This is a genomic window from Blastomonas natatoria (assembly GCF_003201955.1).
GTDB lineage: Bacteria > Pseudomonadota > Alphaproteobacteria > Sphingomonadales > Sphingomonadaceae > Blastomonas > Blastomonas natatoria.
The window spans coordinates 71,255-87,570 of sequence record NZ_QJJM01000017.1 but is presented as its reverse complement, the minus strand read 5'-3'; the positions used below and the strand labels follow the sequence as shown (position 1 = coordinate 87,570).

At 61.5% G+C, this 16,316-nt stretch carries 17 protein-coding genes and 1 tRNA gene; 5 read left to right on the top strand and 13 right to left on the bottom strand.

Going from position 1 to position 16,316, the window contains the following annotated elements:
• Positions 1–243 precede the first annotated feature (243 nt).
• Complete coding sequence (locus C7451_RS17470) at positions 244–756, bottom strand: Lrp/AsnC family transcriptional regulator (protein ID WP_110300178.1); 513 nt, start codon at positions 754–756, stop codon at positions 244–246.
• 346 nt (positions 757–1,102) lie between these two features.
• On the opposite strand from C7451_RS17470, the gene C7451_RS17465 reads away from it, so the two are divergent.
• The 3 genes from C7451_RS17465 to C7451_RS17455 all read left to right on the top strand — a co-directional run bounded on the left by C7451_RS17465 (position 1,103) and on the right by C7451_RS17455 (position 6,646).
• Positions 1,103–3,937, top strand: a complete 2,835-nt coding sequence (locus C7451_RS17465) for a TonB-dependent receptor plug domain-containing protein (protein ID WP_110300177.1) — start codon at positions 1,103–1,105, stop codon at positions 3,935–3,937.
• Positions 3,938–4,039: 102 nt separating this feature from the next.
• On the top strand, positions 4,040–5,620 hold the full coding sequence (locus C7451_RS17460) for an amidohydrolase (RefSeq protein WP_208625248.1): 1,581 nt from the start codon (positions 4,040–4,042) through the stop codon (positions 5,618–5,620).
• Positions 5,621–5,740: 120 nt separating this feature from the next.
• Complete coding sequence (locus C7451_RS17455) at positions 5,741–6,646, top strand: haloalkane dehalogenase (protein ID WP_110300176.1); 906 nt, start codon at positions 5,741–5,743, stop codon at positions 6,644–6,646.
• A gap of 86 nt (positions 6,647–6,732) precedes the next feature.
• Here C7451_RS17455 and C7451_RS19815 read toward each other — a convergent pair whose 3' ends face one another.
• From C7451_RS19815 to C7451_RS17420, 8 genes are all read right to left on the bottom strand, one after another.
• Positions 6,733–7,020 (bottom strand): hypothetical protein, encoded by a 288-nt coding sequence (locus tag C7451_RS19815; protein WP_146215402.1) that lies wholly within the window; start codon positions 7,018–7,020, stop codon positions 6,733–6,735.
• Positions 7,021–7,257: 237 nt separating this feature from the next.
• Positions 7,258–7,461 (bottom strand): hypothetical protein, encoded by a 204-nt coding sequence (locus tag C7451_RS17450; protein ID WP_110300175.1) that lies wholly within the window; start codon positions 7,459–7,461, stop codon positions 7,258–7,260.
• Positions 7,461–7,640 carry a DUF4169 family protein gene (locus C7451_RS17445; RefSeq protein WP_110300174.1) on the bottom strand — a complete coding sequence of 60 codons (180 nt, stop codon included), beginning with the start codon at positions 7,638–7,640 and terminating at the stop codon, positions 7,461–7,463. Before C7451_RS17445 ends, C7451_RS17450 begins: the two co-directional genes overlap by 1 nt.
• 2 nt (positions 7,641–7,642) lie before the next feature.
• On the bottom strand, positions 7,643–7,906 hold the full coding sequence (locus tag C7451_RS17440; RefSeq protein WP_110300173.1) for a hypothetical protein: 264 nt from the start codon (positions 7,904–7,906) through the stop codon (positions 7,643–7,645).
• Between the two features lie 72 nt (positions 7,907–7,978).
• A complete protein-coding gene (locus tag C7451_RS17435) occupies positions 7,979–8,527 on the bottom strand; it encodes a VOC family protein (RefSeq protein WP_110300172.1) in 549 nt (182 codons plus the stop codon).
• On the bottom strand, positions 8,524–9,627 hold the full coding sequence (gene hppD / locus C7451_RS17430; RefSeq protein WP_110300171.1) for a 4-hydroxyphenylpyruvate dioxygenase: 1,104 nt from the start codon (positions 9,625–9,627) through the stop codon (positions 8,524–8,526). Before hppD ends, C7451_RS17435 begins: the two co-directional genes overlap by 4 nt.
• 152 nt (positions 9,628–9,779) lie before the next feature.
• Positions 9,780–9,856, bottom strand: a tRNA-Arg gene (locus C7451_RS17425).
• Positions 9,857–9,922: 66 nt separating this feature from the next.
• Complete coding sequence (locus C7451_RS17420) at positions 9,923–10,354, bottom strand: (deoxy)nucleoside triphosphate pyrophosphohydrolase (protein ID WP_110300170.1); 432 nt, start codon at positions 10,352–10,354, stop codon at positions 9,923–9,925.
• A gap of 88 nt (positions 10,355–10,442) precedes the next feature.
• On the opposite strand from C7451_RS17420, the gene C7451_RS17415 reads away from it, so the two are divergent.
• Together C7451_RS17415 and C7451_RS17410 are read left to right on the top strand one after the other, a co-directional pair.
• A complete protein-coding gene (locus C7451_RS17415) occupies positions 10,443–10,613 on the top strand; it encodes a Flp family type IVb pilin (RefSeq protein ID WP_110300169.1) in 171 nt (56 codons plus the stop codon).
• A 134-nt stretch (positions 10,614–10,747) separates the two neighbouring features.
• Positions 10,748–10,918: a Flp family type IVb pilin gene (locus C7451_RS17410; protein ID WP_110300168.1), complete on the top strand. Its 171-nt coding sequence runs from the start codon at positions 10,748–10,750 to the stop codon at positions 10,916–10,918.
• 69 nt (positions 10,919–10,987) lie between these two features.
• Here C7451_RS17410 and C7451_RS17405 read toward each other — a convergent pair whose 3' ends face one another.
• The 4 genes from C7451_RS17405 to C7451_RS17390 all read right to left on the bottom strand — a co-directional run bounded on the left by C7451_RS17405 (position 10,988) and on the right by C7451_RS17390 (position 16,316).
• Entirely contained in the window at positions 10,988–12,469 is a 1,482-nt protein-coding gene (locus tag C7451_RS17405; protein WP_110300184.1) for a M48 family metalloprotease, read from the bottom strand.
• Positions 12,470–12,597: 128 nt separating this feature from the next.
• Positions 12,598–13,545, bottom strand: a complete 948-nt coding sequence (locus C7451_RS17400; RefSeq protein WP_110300183.1) for an acetyl-CoA carboxylase carboxyltransferase subunit alpha — start codon at positions 13,543–13,545, stop codon at positions 12,598–12,600.
• 17 nt (positions 13,546–13,562) lie between these two features.
• The gene (locus C7451_RS17395) at positions 13,563–14,483 is read right to left on the bottom strand and encodes a tyrosine recombinase (RefSeq protein ID WP_110300167.1); all 921 of its coding nucleotides are present in this window, start codon (positions 14,481–14,483) and stop codon (positions 13,563–13,565) included.
• 3 nt (positions 14,484–14,486) lie between these two features.
• Entirely contained in the window at positions 14,487–16,316 is a 1,830-nt protein-coding gene (locus C7451_RS17390) for a hypothetical protein (protein WP_110300166.1), read from the bottom strand.

The window sequence follows — 16,316 nt, the reverse complement described above, 5'->3', positions numbered from 1 at the left end:
GGCAACCGCCTGGCTGTTCATCGCCTCAATCCAGCTCCTCGCACGCCGCATCGCAAGAGCCTGAAATCCAACGCGATAGTTTTGAATCAGACTCTAAGAGCATCTGCGAACAACAGGGCCGGGGCTGTGTGAACGCCCCGGCCCTTCCGTGTCCCCGGCGTTGCCCTTGCAGTGCCGGCGTCGGTTTATTGTCCCGCGCAAGCTGCTGTCGTTCGTACGGCTGAGTTGCCGTGCCCGGCGCCTTCAGCTGCTCCGGCGGTTCATTTTCTTTCCGCGTTCGAAAATAATCGGCACGGTTGATCTGCGCGCCACTTCGCGCAATACGAAGCTGCTGCGGATTTTGGCGACATGCGGTAAATTCGATAGTTCACGACGATATATTTCATCATATTCATCTAGTGAACTGACATGAATCATGATCAGAAAATCTGTGTCACCTGAGATGAATCCACAATAGGATATGGATGGGCACTTGATGACCTCCTGTTCGAAGCTGTCGAGAATGTCCTCTGCCTGAGAGCGTAATTCTATCATTACAATCACGACGCCGGAAAATCCCAAGGATTGCAACGAGAGATTGGCGGTGTAGCCAGTAATTATCCCGGCTTCTTCCATCAGCCTGCGTCGTCGCGCAACGGCCGTGCTCGACAGATTGATCATTTCGCCCAAGGCCACGTCCGACATCCGCCCCTCGATTGCGAGCGCTTCCAGGATTCGGAAATCCACCCGGTCAAGCTCAAGCGTGGTGGATTTCATCGCGAGGCTCCATTCTGGATTGGATTTCCCATAAAAAATCTCCCGATTCGCAGCAAATTTCGTGGATTATTCTGCGCATTTTTCTGTTAGCCTGCAAGCATCAGGGAGACAGAGTGCAGCTCCATGAGGGGCGCGCCAGGGTTCGGCCATTGCAGTAAGTGTAATAATGTTACACCAGCAGCCTCGGTTGGGGTGTAATTGGATAAATGATCAGGAAATGATAGCAATAAGCCAATAAAACGGGAGAAGATGACGAAAGGCCCAGCAATCCATGAAATGGGGGATAATAATGGGGTCTTTTGACACGCTAAACTTGCGGCTTTCTGCTGCGTCCAAGGCGGCTCTCATGTGCGCCGCCGCCATGCCGCTTGTGTCCTTGTCGACGCCTGCTGTCGCACAGACGGTTGAGGAAGATGCAGCCGAGCAGGAAGCAGACACCGACAGTCCCAAGGTCATCACCGTCACCGGTTCACGCATTGCACGCGATGGCTATGATGCTCCGACCCCGGTCAATGTTGTTACCGAAGCCGAACTGGATGCCGAGCCTCAGGCCAATATCGGCGATTATGTCAGCACGCTGCCTGCCGTGCGAGGCAGCCAGTCCTCCTCTACCAACTCGGGATCGCTTTCCAACGGCCAAGCGGGCATCGCCACCGTCAACCTGCGCAATCTGGGCGCAAACCGGACCTTGATCCTCATCGACGGCCAGCGCTCCGTCGCATCGGCCACGGTCGGCTTCGTCGATGTCCAGACTATCCCGCAGGGCCTGATCAAGGGCGTGGAAGTGGTGACCGGCGGCGCCTCTTCGGCCTATGGATCGGATGCCGTCGCGGGCGTCGTCAATTTCATTCTCGACAAGGATTTCACCGGCCTCAAGGCCGAGTACGAATATGGCATCACCACCTATGGCGATGTTCCCAATCATCTGATCCGCCTGACCGGTGGTACCGATTTTGCCGATGGCCGCGGCAAGCTGCTGCTGGCAGGCGACTATTTCACGCAGGAAGGCGTCGATACCATTGACCGCAAATGGCAGAACAGTGGCTTCTTCCAGATCGACAATCCGGCCTATGTTGTCGGCAACGGCCAGCCCGAGCGGCTGGTGGCGAGCGGTATCGGTACCTATCAGTTCACACCTGGCGGCATCGTCAACTCGGGGCCCTTGCGCGGCACCTATTTCGGGTCGATCAATCCGGCAACGGGCCAGGCCAGCCTGAACCAGTTCACTTATGGCGCCACGCGCGGCCAATGGATGCAAGGGGGCGATTTCCGCATCAGCCGCGAGGGCCATCTCAATTCCAACTCGCTCGCGCCCGACGAGAAACGCATCAACGTGTTCGGGCGTGCGAGCTATGAATTCTCGCCTGCGTTCGAGATTTATGGTCAGGCTTCCTATTCGCGCTATGAAGGCCAGAGTTTCTACCAGAAGACCCCCTCGCCTTCGGTCGTGATCCAGCGCGACAATGCCTATCTGCCCGATGCGTTTCGCGCGCTCATGGTCGCCAACAATCTCACCAGCGTCACCATCGGCACCGGCAATTTCGGCATTCCGGCTCAGGGCAGCGACAATTCGCGCGACGTCTATCGCTATGTCGCCGGGCTCAAGGGCGATTTCGACACCGGAAGCATCGCCTGGAACTACGACGCCTATTATCAGCTCGGTATCGCCAAGACCCAGGAGCGGCTGACCAACACCTGGGTGACATCGCGGCTTGCGCTGGCGACCGATGCGGTACGCAACGCAGCAGGCACCATCGTCTGCCGGTCAACCCTCACCAATCCCAATAACGGATGCGTGCCGATCAACCGTATCGGACTAGCTCCGGCCAGCGATGCGGCGCTCAACTACATTTTCAACGACGGGCTACAGCCGTCACGTCGCCAGCGGCTGCAACAGGATGTCGCCGCCATCACCTTCCAGACGGCGAGCCTGTTCGAAAACTGGGCGGGGCCGGTCAGTCTGGCGTTCGGGGTCGAATATCGCCGCGAAGAGGTGGACGGCTCGCTGGATCCTGCTGCGCCCAACAATCTGGGCTTTCTCTACGGGAATTACCGCGTCACCGTCGGCGATTTCAATGTGAAGGAGGCTTTCGTCGAGACGGTTTTTCCGGTCTATGACGGAATGGACCTGAACGGCGCGCTGCGCGTGACGGATTATTCGACCTCGGGAACCGTCGTCACCTGGAAGCTCGGCGGGACCTGGCAGGTCATCGACGATTTCAAGCTGCGCGTGACGCGTTCGCGCGATATCCGTGCGCCCAATCTCAACGATCTGTTCGCGCCGGGAACGGCGCGCACCAACACCGTCAACGTACCGGTGGCGGGGGGTGGTACCCGGGCGGACACGTTCCTCGAGCAGATCACCGGCAATCTCGCTCTGGCTCCCGAAGTCGCGCGCACTTGGGGTGTCGGCGGGGTGTTCACGCCCAGCTTCCTGCCGGGATTTGCTGCCTCGGTCGACTATTTCGACATCGCGCTGAACGGTGCGATCGCGACGCTGACCGCACAGACCACAGCAAATCTCTGCTTCGAGCAGAACGTGCAGTCGCAATGCGCCCAGATCGCCTTCAACACCCCGACCGACATCAGCACCATCACGCTGGTGCCGTTCAACTTTTCCTCGGTCAAGGTTCGCGGTATCGATTTCGAGGCTAGCTATCGCGCGCCGATCGGTCCGGGCAACCTGACGCTGCGCGCGGTCGTTTCGCACTATATCGACAATATCACGGACAACGGAATCAATGCGCCTGTCGATCTGGCAGGCCAGAATGCCGGCGGCGGCGATGCGACGCCATCGTGGAACTATCGCCTGTCGGCCAATTACGACACCGAGGACTGGTCGTTCAACCTGGTGGGCCGGGGCTTTTCGGACGGAGTGTATAACAACAACTTTATCGAGTGCCAAAGCGCCTGCCCGCTCTCGAGCCCGGATTTCAGGACGATCAACACCAACAAGATCGATGGTCAGTGGTATCTCGACCTTTCGGTGACCAAGCGCTTCCAGATCGCTTCGTCGGAAGCCGAGGTGTTCCTGTATGTCCGCAACCTGTTCGACAGCGATCCGGTGCTGGTCGGCAACGGCCCGACCGGAGACAACACGCCGGCCTATCCGCAGACCAACCGCAACCTTTATGACGTGCTTGGCCGCGTCTTCCGCATGGGGGTCCGCTTCAAGCTCTGATTGCAGACACGATAGGGCAAGGTTGCATCTGCGCGGCTTGCCCTATCGTGACCGGTGCAAGTCCAGTCCCGTTCCATATTTCGTATCAGGAAACTCGCTATCATGAAGCATTCGATGAAACTGCTCGCCGCCCTGCTGATGGCATCCACGTCTTTTTCCGCCCAGGCCAAGGCCCCCGCCGCCATGAAGAAGGAGGCCATCGCAGAGGTCGATGAACAGGCCAAGCTCGTCCAGGAGATGGTGGATTCGGTCTTCAGCTTTCAGGAGCCCGGCTTTCAGGAATATCAGACCGCCGAATATCTGACCGGAATCCTTGAGAAGAACGGCTTCACCATCACCAGGGGTGTCGCGGATATCCCGACGGCCTGGACCGCGACATGGAGCAACGGTGACGGACCGGTGGTCGCATTGGGATCGGATGTCGACGGGCTGCTGGGGCTTTCGCAGGTGCCCGGCGTGCCGCAGATCAAGCCGATCATCGAGGGCGCGCCCGGCCATGGCGAAGGTCATAATTCGGGCATGCCGCTGATCGTCGCAGCGGCTATTGCGGCCAAGGAGGTGATGACCAAGCACGGCATCAAGGGCAAGCTGATGCTGTGGCCGGGCGTCGCCGAAGAGCTGCTCGCGACCAAGGCCTTTTACGTCCGTGCCGGAATGTTCAAGGATGTCGATGTCTCCATCTTCACCCATGTCGCCTCCAGCTTCGGCACCAGCTATGGCGATTCCGGCAACAACGGCATGGTATCGGTCGAATATACGTTCAAGGGCATCACCAGCCATGCCGCTGGCTCACCATGGTCGGGGCGGAGCGCGCTCGATGCCGTCGAACTGATGAACATCGCGTGGAACATGCGGCGCGAGCATCTGCCGCTGACCCAGCGGTCGCATTATGTCATCACCAATGGCGGCGGACAGCCCAATATCGTGCCCGGTCAGGCATCGGTCTGGTACTATTTCCGCGAGCAGAATTTCGAGTCCATCCGCGATCTGTACAATACCGGCAGCGACATTGCGGAAGCGGCAGCCAAGGCCACCGGCACGTTCGTGAGCCGCCGCGTGCTGGGCTATGCCGCGCCGAATTTCGGCAACAAGCCGCTGGCCGAGGCCGCGCAGGCGAATATCGAACTGGTCGGAATGCCCAAATGGTCACCCGAAGACCAGGCCTTTACCAAGGCGGTGCAGGAATCGCTGAAGTTCAAGATCGAGCCCTTGAAGACCAAGGTCGAACCTCTGTCGACGCCGGAAAGCCGAGGCAAATCCATGGGCGGCGGCTCGGACGATATCGGTGACATCATGTGGACCGTCCCCACCATCACCATCCGCTTTCCGTCCAACATCCCCAGCATGATCGGGCATAACGTGACCTCGGCCATCGCCATGGCCACACCGATTGCGCACAAGGGTGCTGTGGCGGGGGCCAAGGCGGTCGCGCTTACCGTTCTCGATGTCATGACCACGCCCAAGCTGGTCAGCGACGCCAAGACCTATTTTGCCACGGTGCAGACCAAGGACCAGAAATACGACCCGGTGTTGAGCCCCGAGGACAAGCCGGCCATCCACCTCAACAAGGAGCTGATGGACCGCATAAGGCCCGAGCTGAAGAAATATTATTACGACCCCAGCAAATACAGCTCCTATCTGGAGCAGATGGGCGTTTCCTATCCGCAGCTTGCTCCGCAGTAAGGCCAGGACTGTTCCCACCCCGCAGCGGTACATTCAGTATCGCAGCGGCTATCCGCCTTGTTGCACGCTTTCCCATCATATGTCATATGCTATGCCATAACATGGGAAAGCGGAGGACATATGCGGGTTTTGCGAACGCCGGACAGCCGATTTACGGGGTTGCCAGACTTTCCCTTCGCGCCGCATTATGCCGAGATTGCCGACCCGACCGACGGCACCCGGCTGCGTGTGCATTATGTCGACGAAGGTCCGATTGACGCGCCGGTCGTGCTGATGATGCATGGCGAGCCGAGCTGGTCCTATCTCTACCGCTTCATGATCGCGCCGGTGGCCGAAGCTGGATACCGCGTGGTCGCGCCCGACCTGATCGGGTTCGGCAAGTCGGACAAGCTCGCAAAAAAGAGCGATTACAGCTATGCGCGCCATGTCGCCTGGATGCGGCGCTGGATCGAGAAGCTCGACCTCAGGAACATCACGCTGGCTTGCCAGGACTGGGGATCGCTGATCGGGCTCAGGCTCGTCGCGGAAATGCCCGAGCGGTTCAACGGCGTGGTGCTCTCCAATGGCGGCCTGCCCGCTGGACAGGACGCGCCGCGCGCCTTTGCGATCTGGCGGGCGTTTTCCAAATACAGCCCGGTCTTCCCGATCGGCAGGATCATCGCCAGAGGCACGGCACGCACGCTCTCCGACGCCGAGATCGCCGCCTATGATGCCCCCTTCCCCGATGGCAGCTTCAAAGCGGGCGCGCGAATCTTCCCGAGCTTCGTGCCTTTGGGCCCGAATGTCGCGGTGCCCGACCAGCTCAAGGCCTGGGAGGTGCTCGACCGCTGGGAGAAGCCCTTCCTGTGCTGCTTCAGCGACCGCGACCCAATCACCCGCGGCGGCGACGCGCTGTTCGTCGGCCGCGTGCCGGGGACCAGGGGGCAGAATCACTGCACGCTGAGCGGCAGCCATTTCATCCAGGAGGACGATCCCCAGGGCTTCGTGCGGTGCATATTGGATGTCGCGGGTCAGGCGAAAGGCTAGGCTCAGTAAGCAGCCGCAACGGTTCGATGTCTGCTTTCGGTGGAGGAGGCTTGGAGATTGGGTGGCTGAAATTGGGTGGGAAGCGGTCAATCGAAAGAAGAGAGCCGCTCGCTCCGATACTGGATTTTTGCCCCTCCCGGTACTGCTGCTGCGATGCGCTTTGCGAGACTTTCACCCTCCGCATTAAGGTGTGTGAGGACGCTGGCCGCTTCAGTACCTGCCCACACTGCGCTAGCCATTTTCTCGTTCCAAGCTAGGATTTCTGCGACTAGCTCTGCTGGAAGCGGCACCGGCATGCCGGCGTCAGGCAACTCGTTTTCCTCCCATAGCGGTCGATCACCGACTGGATCGCACCCCAATACCAAATACTTCATCGAACACCTCTATCAACTATGATGCCTCGACCTAGCGATGTCCGCAACGTTGTCGGTAACAGAACGGAAGATCGTTCCGTCAAAAGTTTAAAAGCGCCCACCTCCGCTCAGCCTGAGCTTGTCGAAGGCCCCGCTATTCCGCCCGCGTGGGCGCGGGTCCTTCGACTTCGCGGGCCGAAGCCCGCGGCTCAGGATGAGCGGAAGTGGTTAGGGCCACCCGGGCAACCAGTGGCAGCCTCACCCCTCGATAAGATCCAGATACGCCACCACATCATTGTCGGTGGCGATGAACAGCCCCTCCTGCACTTCCGCCGGTTCGAGTTCCGCGAGGCGCAGCGCCTCGGATAGCGGGCCGTAGAACAGCGTGGAGGCCGCGCCGCCTTCGGTCTCACCGTCGAGATGATAAAGGCGGACGCTGACCTGATCGGATGTCGAGCGCATCAGTCCTGCTCGCGCCTTGCGCCATCGAGCAGCCGGCCCGCGCGGTCCTGCTCGCTCGTCTGGGCCAGGCGCTCCGCTTTGGTGCGGCCGAACTTGGCGCGGTTGGCGGCGGCGACCGCCTCGTCCTGCTTGCGCTTCGCGGCCTTGCGCGCCTGGCGCAGGTTGATGATCTCGGCCATGATCAGCCCCCCTGCCCTGCCTTTTCGGACATTTCGATGAAATCGCGCGCGAGATCGCGCTCGGAACGGTCCTCGAAGGTCTCGTCGATGTCTGGGGCCTGACCGAACAGGAACAGCATGCACCACAAAGCAAAGCGTTCGCCCGGCACGGTCGCGAGGCCCAGATCGACCTGCATCCGCTCGACTGCCGCCGGCACTGCCTGCGGAGCGATGGCGGAAGGATCGCGGGTGCCGAAATAGCGTTCGAGCTGGTCTTCAAAGGTCATGCCAATGACCCTAAAGTGATTTCGAGTGAATTGGAACAATTCACGGCTCGGAAATCACGGCAGAACAAACACCTAACCCGCATCGGGATCCTTGTGCAACCAGTCGGCGTGGCGCGGCGCCTTTTTGGTGCGGCTCCATTCGTCGAGCATCAGCGGCGCGACGCGCTTCAACTCTTCGTAATGCTCAGGCTTGCCGATATTGCAGGCGAGCTCGACCCGGTGCCCATTGGGATCGAAGAAATAGATCGAGCGGAAAATGCCGTGAAAGGTCGGCCCCAGCACGTCGATGCCCAGCCCTTCGATATGCGCCTTGGCCGCGAGAAGCGCGTCCATGTCGGGCACCTCGAAGGCGATATGCTGCACCCATTCGGGCGTGTTGGTGTCGCGGCCCATTTCCGGCTGCTGCGGCAGCTCGAAAAACGCCAGCACATTGCCGCCGCCGCAATCGAGGAACACATGCATATAGGGGTCATAAGCCCCGGTCGACGGAACATGGTCTTCGGAAAAGGCGCTGGTATAGGTCATGCCCAGCACCTTTTCGTACCATTCGACCGTCTGCTTCGCGTCCTTGCAGCGATAGGCGACGTGATGGATGCGCGAGAGCGCGAAGGGCGCGGTCATTCCGCCGGTTCCTGCACCTTCAGCACGCCGCGGCGCAGCTGGTCTTCCTCGATCGACTTGAACAAGGCGGTGAAATTGCCGTTGCCAAAGCCTTCGTCCTTCTTGCGTTGGATGAACTCGAAGAACACCGGGCCGATCTGCGGCTGGCCGAAGATCTGGAGCAGCAGGCGCGGATCGTTGTTCTCGGTCGAACCATCAAGCAGGATGCCGCGCGCCTGCAGTTCTTCCACCGGCTCGCCATGGCCCGGGAGACGCTCTTCCAGCGCCTCGTAATAGGTGGCGGGCGGCGGGGCCATGAGCGGCGCACCCAGCGCCCTGATCCGGTCGAGACAGGCAATAAGATCGTCGCAGATGAATGCGATATGCTGGATGCCCTCGCCATTATAGGCGCGCAGGAACTCGTCGATCTGACCGCCGCCCTTGGCGCCTTCCTCGTTCAAGGGAATGCGGATGCGGCCGTCGGGCGCGGTCATCGCGCGGCTGGTGAGGCCGGTATATTCGCCCTTGATGTCGAAGAAACGGATCTCGCGGAAGTTGAACACGCGCTCGTAGAATTTCGCCCAATGGTCCATGCGGCCGCCATAGACATTGTGGGTGAGGTGATCGATCATCCTGAAGCCCGCGCCGACGGGGAAGCGATCGACACCGGGCAGATATTCGAAATCGATATCATAGATCGACAGCGCATCGGGATTGTCGAGCGTCGCATAGCGGTCGATCAGATAGATGATCGCGCCGCCGATGCCGCGGATGGCGGGCAGCCGCAGCTCCATCGGACCGGTCTTCGTCTCGACCGGCTCGGCACCGCGTGCCAGCGCTTCCTTGTACGCATCGCGCGCGTTCTTCACGCGAAAGCCCATGCCGCAGGCCGAGGGACCATGTTCGGCGGCGAAATAGGCGGCGGGGCTGGCAGGTTCGTAATTGGCGATGAGGTTGATATCGCCCTGCCGCCATAGGTGCACGTCCTTGGAGCGGTGCTGGGCGATGCGGGTGAAGCCCATCGCGGTGAAGACCGGCTCGAGCAGGCCCTTTTCCGGTGCGCAGAATTCGACGAACTCAAAGCCATCGAGGCCCAGGGGGTTTTCGAAAAGGTCAGCCATTGCCGCGCACTCCTGCAGGATTTCAGTTCTTTCGCAAAAGATACCCGCCCGCCAAATTGGTGTCAAATGAAACCATCTGGGCCAAGCGAGCGGGCGCACAAAGGTGTCTCCCGCAAGGCGGGTTGGATCACATGATATCGCTTTTTGGAAAATGGCGCGCCCGGAACGATTCGAACGTCCGACCCTCAGATTCGTAGTCTGATGCTCTATCCAGCTGAGCTACGGGCGCGTTGGAGGGCTGCCAATAGTCAGCGGTGATCAGCTTGGCAACACCTTTTTGTCGTCCCGCGCATTTTCATGAGCAAACCGGCTTCTGGCCCAGCGATTGCGCGATGATCGGCAGCAGCGGCAGGTCCGCCGGCGGCATCGGCAAGCTGTACAGCTCTGCAACGGTTGCCCATCGCAGCGCGGTCGCGTGCAGGGCTCTTGGCTCGCCCTGCCATGCCGTGCAGCGGAACAGCAGCAGGATCAGGTGCTTCTGGCCAAGCGTGGCGCTGGCAAAGGTCAGCGGCTCGCATGCATCCGGCAAGACGGTAATGCCCAGTTCCTCCGCCAGTTCGCGGACCAGCGCCGTTTCCGGGCTTTCCCCTGCCTCGATCTTGCCACCGGGGAATTCCCACAGCCCGGCCATGGCAGTGCCTTGCGGCCGCTGCTGAACCAGTACGCGGCCGGTGTCATCCACCAGCAAAGCCGCTACAACGGGGAAGAGTGTCGGATAAATTTCCATCAAAGGTCCTGAAATTTACGATTTGGCAAGGGTTGCAGGCGATTTTGCGGGTGGGGCGAACGGGTCCCTACCAGGCTTCGGGATCAACATGTTCCAGATCATCGTGAAGATTGCCAGGTCGAAGGCAGGTGCGACAGCCATCGAATACGGCCTGATTGCGGCACTTGTCGCCATCGCGGCGATGACGGCGATTCAGTCGGTTGCAACGTCGACCACCGATATGTGGAACAAGGTGGAAAGCGAAGTGACCAACGACTGATCGATCAAGTGTCGAAATTTTTTATCATTCGAGTGCCTTAACCAATTCAAAACCATTGTGAAGTAATCCCGAGGGGCTTGACCGGCACAGTCCGGAACCAGCGGGGAAGTGAAGATAGCTCAAGGAGACCTGACATGACCAAGATTCGTAACCTGATCAAGAACAACAAGGGCGCCACCGCCATCGAGTACGGCCTGATCGCCGCTCTGATCGCCGTCGCCGCCATCACCGCCATGGGCAGCCTCGGCACCAGCCTTTCGGGCACCTTCGAGCGCGTCGGCACCGAAGTTTCGAAGGGCAACTAAGTATCTTCGGATACCTGGCTTCAGCCATGCGAAAGGGTCGGTGGGAAACCACCGGCCCTTTTTTGTCGCCTAATAGGTTACAATCTTGACCTTCTGACCCGGCACAAGGCTCGAGTTGGTGGCAAGACCATTGAGCGCCATGAAACGCTCCACCTTCAGATCGTCATAGGCCATGCGCGATGCGAGCCTCTGCAGGGTGTCACCGCGCTGCACGTCGACCACCCGCACCCGCCTCGGCTTGATCTGCGCTGCTTCGGCGCCTGCCAGCCGCCGCACGCTCTGATACATGGGCGAGAAGACGCCGCTCTGCCCCGCCGGGGTCAGCGCGACGAAATGATAGGCGCGGTTGCCGGCAAACTGATAGGCAAAGACCGTGACGTCGACCAGCTGGCGGTTGGCATTTACCCGTGCCGTGGCATAGGCCGCTGGCAGGCCGTTCACGGTCGTGCGCTGGATCTGGCCGTAATCGATGCGCTGGTTGCCGCCCAGGGCGCTGAATGCCTGGTCGACATAGCGCGCGAGATCGCCGTTGAACGAGCCGAGCGTGAATTGTGCCTGCGCCGACTGCCCATTGACGGTCACGGCGCTGGTTCCGTTCTGCATCGAAAAACCCTGCGGGACAGCGAATTTCAGGCCCAGTTCCGGATGCAGGAACTCCCTGCCCTGAACCATGCCCTGCTTGGGGTCGTCGCCATACAGCAGCCCATCCAGACGGGTCAGAAAGACATCGCGATTCCGCGTAGTGCCGCTGAACTTCCGAGCGATGGTCGCCGCGCGCGAAACCCGGCGTGCCGGATCGGGATGGGTGCTGGCCCATTCGGGAACCGAACGCGCATCGCCACCTTGCGCCCGTACGTCCATCGCCTGTTGCGCTGCGAGCGACGCAAGCATCGATGACAGCGCCTGCGGATCATAGCCCGCCTGGGCCAGATAGCGGACCCCCAGATCGTCGGCCTCTTCCTCCTGCTTGCGCGAATATTTGAGGGTGAGCAGCTGGCTGCCCGTACCGAAGAGTTGCTGGCCGAGCTGGCCGGCCGCACTATCGCCGAGCAGCACAGCAGCACCGATCTGGCCCAGCAGGCCGATGATGCTGTTGCGCTGGGCAGCCTTCTGGCGTTTTTCGGAATGTCTTGCGGCAACATGGCCGACCTCGTGCCCCAGGACCCCCGCCAGCTCGGCCTCGTCGTTCATCAGCGCCATCAGCTGGCGCGTCACATAGATATAGCCGCCAGGAATGGCGAAGGCGTTGTTGACGGGGGAATTGAGCAAAGTGACGGTAAAGTCGTCGCGCGCATTGCCCAGGCCCGACTGCACCGCAATGCCCTTGCCCACCTGCACCACATAGCTGGTCTGGGGGACCTGATAGGCTCCGCCAAATTCCTCCAGCAGCTTGGGATGTGCCTCGGCGCCCTGGCTCTTTTCACGCGCAGTGATCGCCTGGGCCTGCATCGCCAGCGCTTCGGCGCGCGGAGCAGCCAGATCGCTGCCCAGAACAAGAACACTTGCCCCTGCCGTGGCGATTGCTGCCAGAAGCTTGAAACGCCGCGTCATTCTGCTCTCCTCGTACTGCGATAGCCTGCCATTTTTCTGCATGATGCCTTCAAGCATGAGCAGGATCAAACGGCGTTGCCCGCATAACGATGCAGATGCCCAGCAGTTGCGACGATTTTACGAAAGCGTCAGAGCGCGCCAATGGCCAGGAAGCGGGCCTCGCGCGCTGCACGAAGCCCTGCCGGCGGGAGCTTCTTCAGGCTCTCGAGCTCCTCCCGAATCGCCTTGCCGAGTTCCTGGATGGCCTGGTTCTGGTCACGATGGGCGCCACCGACAGGCTCCTTGACGATCCGGTCGATGACGTTGAGCCGCTTCAGATCCGCCGCCGTGACCTGCATGGCTTCTGCAGCATCTGCTGCCCGGTCTGCGGTCCGCCAAAGGATCGACGCGCAGCCTTCGGGCGATATGACGGAATAGACCGCATGCTCGAACATCAGCACCCGCTCTGCCGATGCCAGCGCGACCGCTCCACCCGAACCACCCTCGCCGACAATCGCCGCGACCATCGGCACGCCCAGCGTCAGGCAGCGTTCGGTGGAACGGGCGATGGCTTCGGCCTGGCCCCGCTCTTCGGCCTGCACGCCGGGAAATGCACCCGATGTGTCCACGAGTGTCACCACGGGCAAGCCGAACCTGTCGGCCAGATCCATCAGGCGGATCGCCTTGCGATAGCCCTCTGGCTTGCCCATGCCGAAATTGTGGCGAATCCGACTTTCGGTCGTGTCGCCCTTTTCATGGCCGATCACGACGACGCGCTGCTCGCCCATGCGGGCAAAGCCGCCCATGATCGCCTTGTCATCGGCAAAGGCCCTGTCGCCTGCCAGCGGCAGGAAATCGTCGAACATGCCAGCGACATAATGCTTGAAATGCGGGCGCGCCGGATGCCGGGCGACCTGCGTCTTCTGCCAGGGGCTAAGGCCTGCATAGGTCGAGGCCAGCAGCTTGCGCGACTTGGCGGCGAGCCGTTCGATCTCGCTCTCGATGTCGATCTCGCCGGTATCGGCGGTTTCACGAAGCTCTGCAATGCGCGCATCCAGCGCAGCAATGGGCTTTTCGAATTCCAGATAGCTTGTCATGCTCATGACATAACCGCCTAGCCCCGCCTTTGCCGGTCGGCAAGATTCATCTGTGCGAGCGGATGGCGGCGATTGACCAGCTCGATCAGCCGCCGACTGTCGACATGCGTATAGATCTGAGTGGTGGCAATATCGGCATGACCGAGAAATGTCTGCAGGGTTCGCAAGTCCGCGCCGCCCTCCAGCAGATGAGTGGCAAAGGCGTGGCGCAGCACGTGCGGACTCACCCGGGCTGGGTCGATCCCTGCACTGGCCGCGAATTCCTTGATCAGCTGATACAGGCGTATGCGGCTGATATGACCGGTCCGAGAGGGGAACAGCCAGCGCGCATTGCTCGCCGGCAGCGCCAGCCATCGCTGCATCGCTTCGCGCGCGCGCGCCGAAATCGGGACAAGGCGCTGCTTGCCACCCTTGCCGGTGATCGCCAGCAGCGGGCGGCCCATGCTGGCGGCACTGCGCGGCAGACTGACCAGCTCGCTTGCGCGCAGCCCGGAGCCATAGAGAAGTTCGATGAGTACCAGCAGACGTATGTCCGAGGAACGTGCTTCTGGCGCCGCTGCACGTTCCTCGGCAAGCGCAAACAGCTTGGCAATGTCATCATGGCTGAGGATTTTGGGCAGTGGCCGCTGGACCTTGGGCCGGGCAGGCATCGTCTGCGCCTTCCGGGCGTCACCGGTCAGGCCCTCGTCCTCCAGAAAGCCGAAAAAGCCGCGAAGCGCGGAACTCTTGCGGGCGAGCGTGCTGGAAGCGAGCGAGCGCCAATGATGATCGAGCGCCGCGCGAGCGCCTTCATCGCCTTCGGCAAGGCGCCCGCCGAGGATTTCCGATGCCTGTTCCAGATCACGACGATACGCGGCAAGCGTGTTGACAGAGGCGCCCCGCTCCGCAGCCATCATTTCGAGGAACCGGTCGATCAGCCGGGCGTCCTCGCCAGCCATGGCTCAGGCGCGGCTGACGGCTTCGGCTGCGATCATGCGAGCTTCTGCCTGGCGACCCGCAACGCGCAGCGCCGACACGACATGATAGAGTTGGCGGGGGGTCATCGCCGACCAGTCATTGCCCTGCATACCCATGCCGACGAGCAGCGTGACCAAGCCGTCATTGCCGGCATCGGCTGCCTCGCGAATGGCCCTGATCCAGCGAGTCTGGCCACCAAGGCCGATGCCCAGATCCTGAGCCAGCGACTCGCGATCGGCGGCGCTGAGACGTCCCAGCCCCGCGAGCCCGGCAACCAGAAATGCACTCTTGCGGGCGTTTTCGCTCTGGTCATTGTCGAAGAAGCTGCTGACTTGCGATGCCGGGACCGGCGATCGGCCTGGCAGCGCCACCGCCAGCACTGCCCAGCCAAGGCTCCCCTCTTCGACGACCTGCCGCCATCGCGAGGCGCTGATGTCGAAGCCTGCCGACACCATGGAAACGACAAGATCATCGGCATAATCAGACAGGTCGTCGGACGGCGCCACGCGCGCGGCTGCATGCGCAGTCAGGATATGCGCCGAGTAGCGCGCAAACCGGTTTTCCGATCGGGCCCACAAGGTGCGCATGGCGCGGACCCGATCATCGACGTCAGCGGCGACATAGGCCGTGCGCAACAGGGCGGTGCGATCGCGCAGTGCTTCATCGGTACCCGGATCGTCAAAGGTCGCGCTGTAAAGATCGACCATTGCAGCGCTGGAAAGCACTCCCATGGCTGCAGCGAGATCGGCAGCCTGAACTCTCGACGCCAATGGTGCCATCGGGGCACGCGCGCGCCACGCCTGGAAATTGCGATCAGCCCGGGCGTAGAGCGAATCCGGCGGCTCGATGCCGGCGGTGAGTGCGAGGCCGAAGCGCCAGCGCGTCAGCTGATCGACATCGTCCCATTGCACAGTCACGGCGCGCCTGCCGTTCATGCTTGCACCGACGATCTTCTCGGCAAGAACCACATCGATCCGTTCCATGCCGCTCTGACGCCGAGCGCGGTCGATCTGTTCGCGCGCCGCGCTGCCTTCGCCGGAAAAGCCGGAGCAGATGGCTCGAACAAGCTGCCATTGATTGCCCTTGGCCCTGTCGCCCGCGAACGGCAGCAACGGACACATGCCCAGAGGATCGGCCGATGCCAAATAGCTGTCGAGCGCGACATTGATCAGCCGGGGCGTCGCCGCAGGCGGGTCGATCGCCTGCACCATGCGCACGGCACCATCGGCAGAGCCGATCCGCAGCAGCAACGCAGCGCGTTCTGCGGCCCAGTTTGCTCCGTTCACGCCTTGCGGTGTCGCAAGTTCGCTCAGCAGCAGCTTCTGCAGGGCAAGCGAGGCCCAGCGCGAAATGATGCGGCCACTTGTCCTGCGCACCAGCGTTTGCGCATAGGCACCGCCGATATTGCCCAGCGACGATGCCGCATAGCCGCCATTGGCCTGATCAAGCGGTCCAATGAGATCGAGCGAGCGACGGGCACTGGGCGGCAGCGCCTGGGTAAGCGCCAGTTGCGCCTCCAACTGTTCCTGCAGCTTGGCCAGCTCTTCGCTCAATTCGTCATCGGTTGGCGTTTCCTGGCCGGCCAGCGATGGCAACGGCGCCTGAGAAAGCGGGGCAACGGGGCCGGGTGCCGGGACCGCCGGCCTGCCCGGCTCGGGCGGCGGCGGGGATTCAGGCTGCGAAGGCGATGGTGCAGGATCGTTGAAGCCGGGAGGCAGCAGCGATTCCGGCGCTTCATTCTGCCCGATCACAGGCGCGGACACGAATGCCAGGGCCAGCAGGCTGACGCAGCCCGTTACGATTGCCCGGCGCAT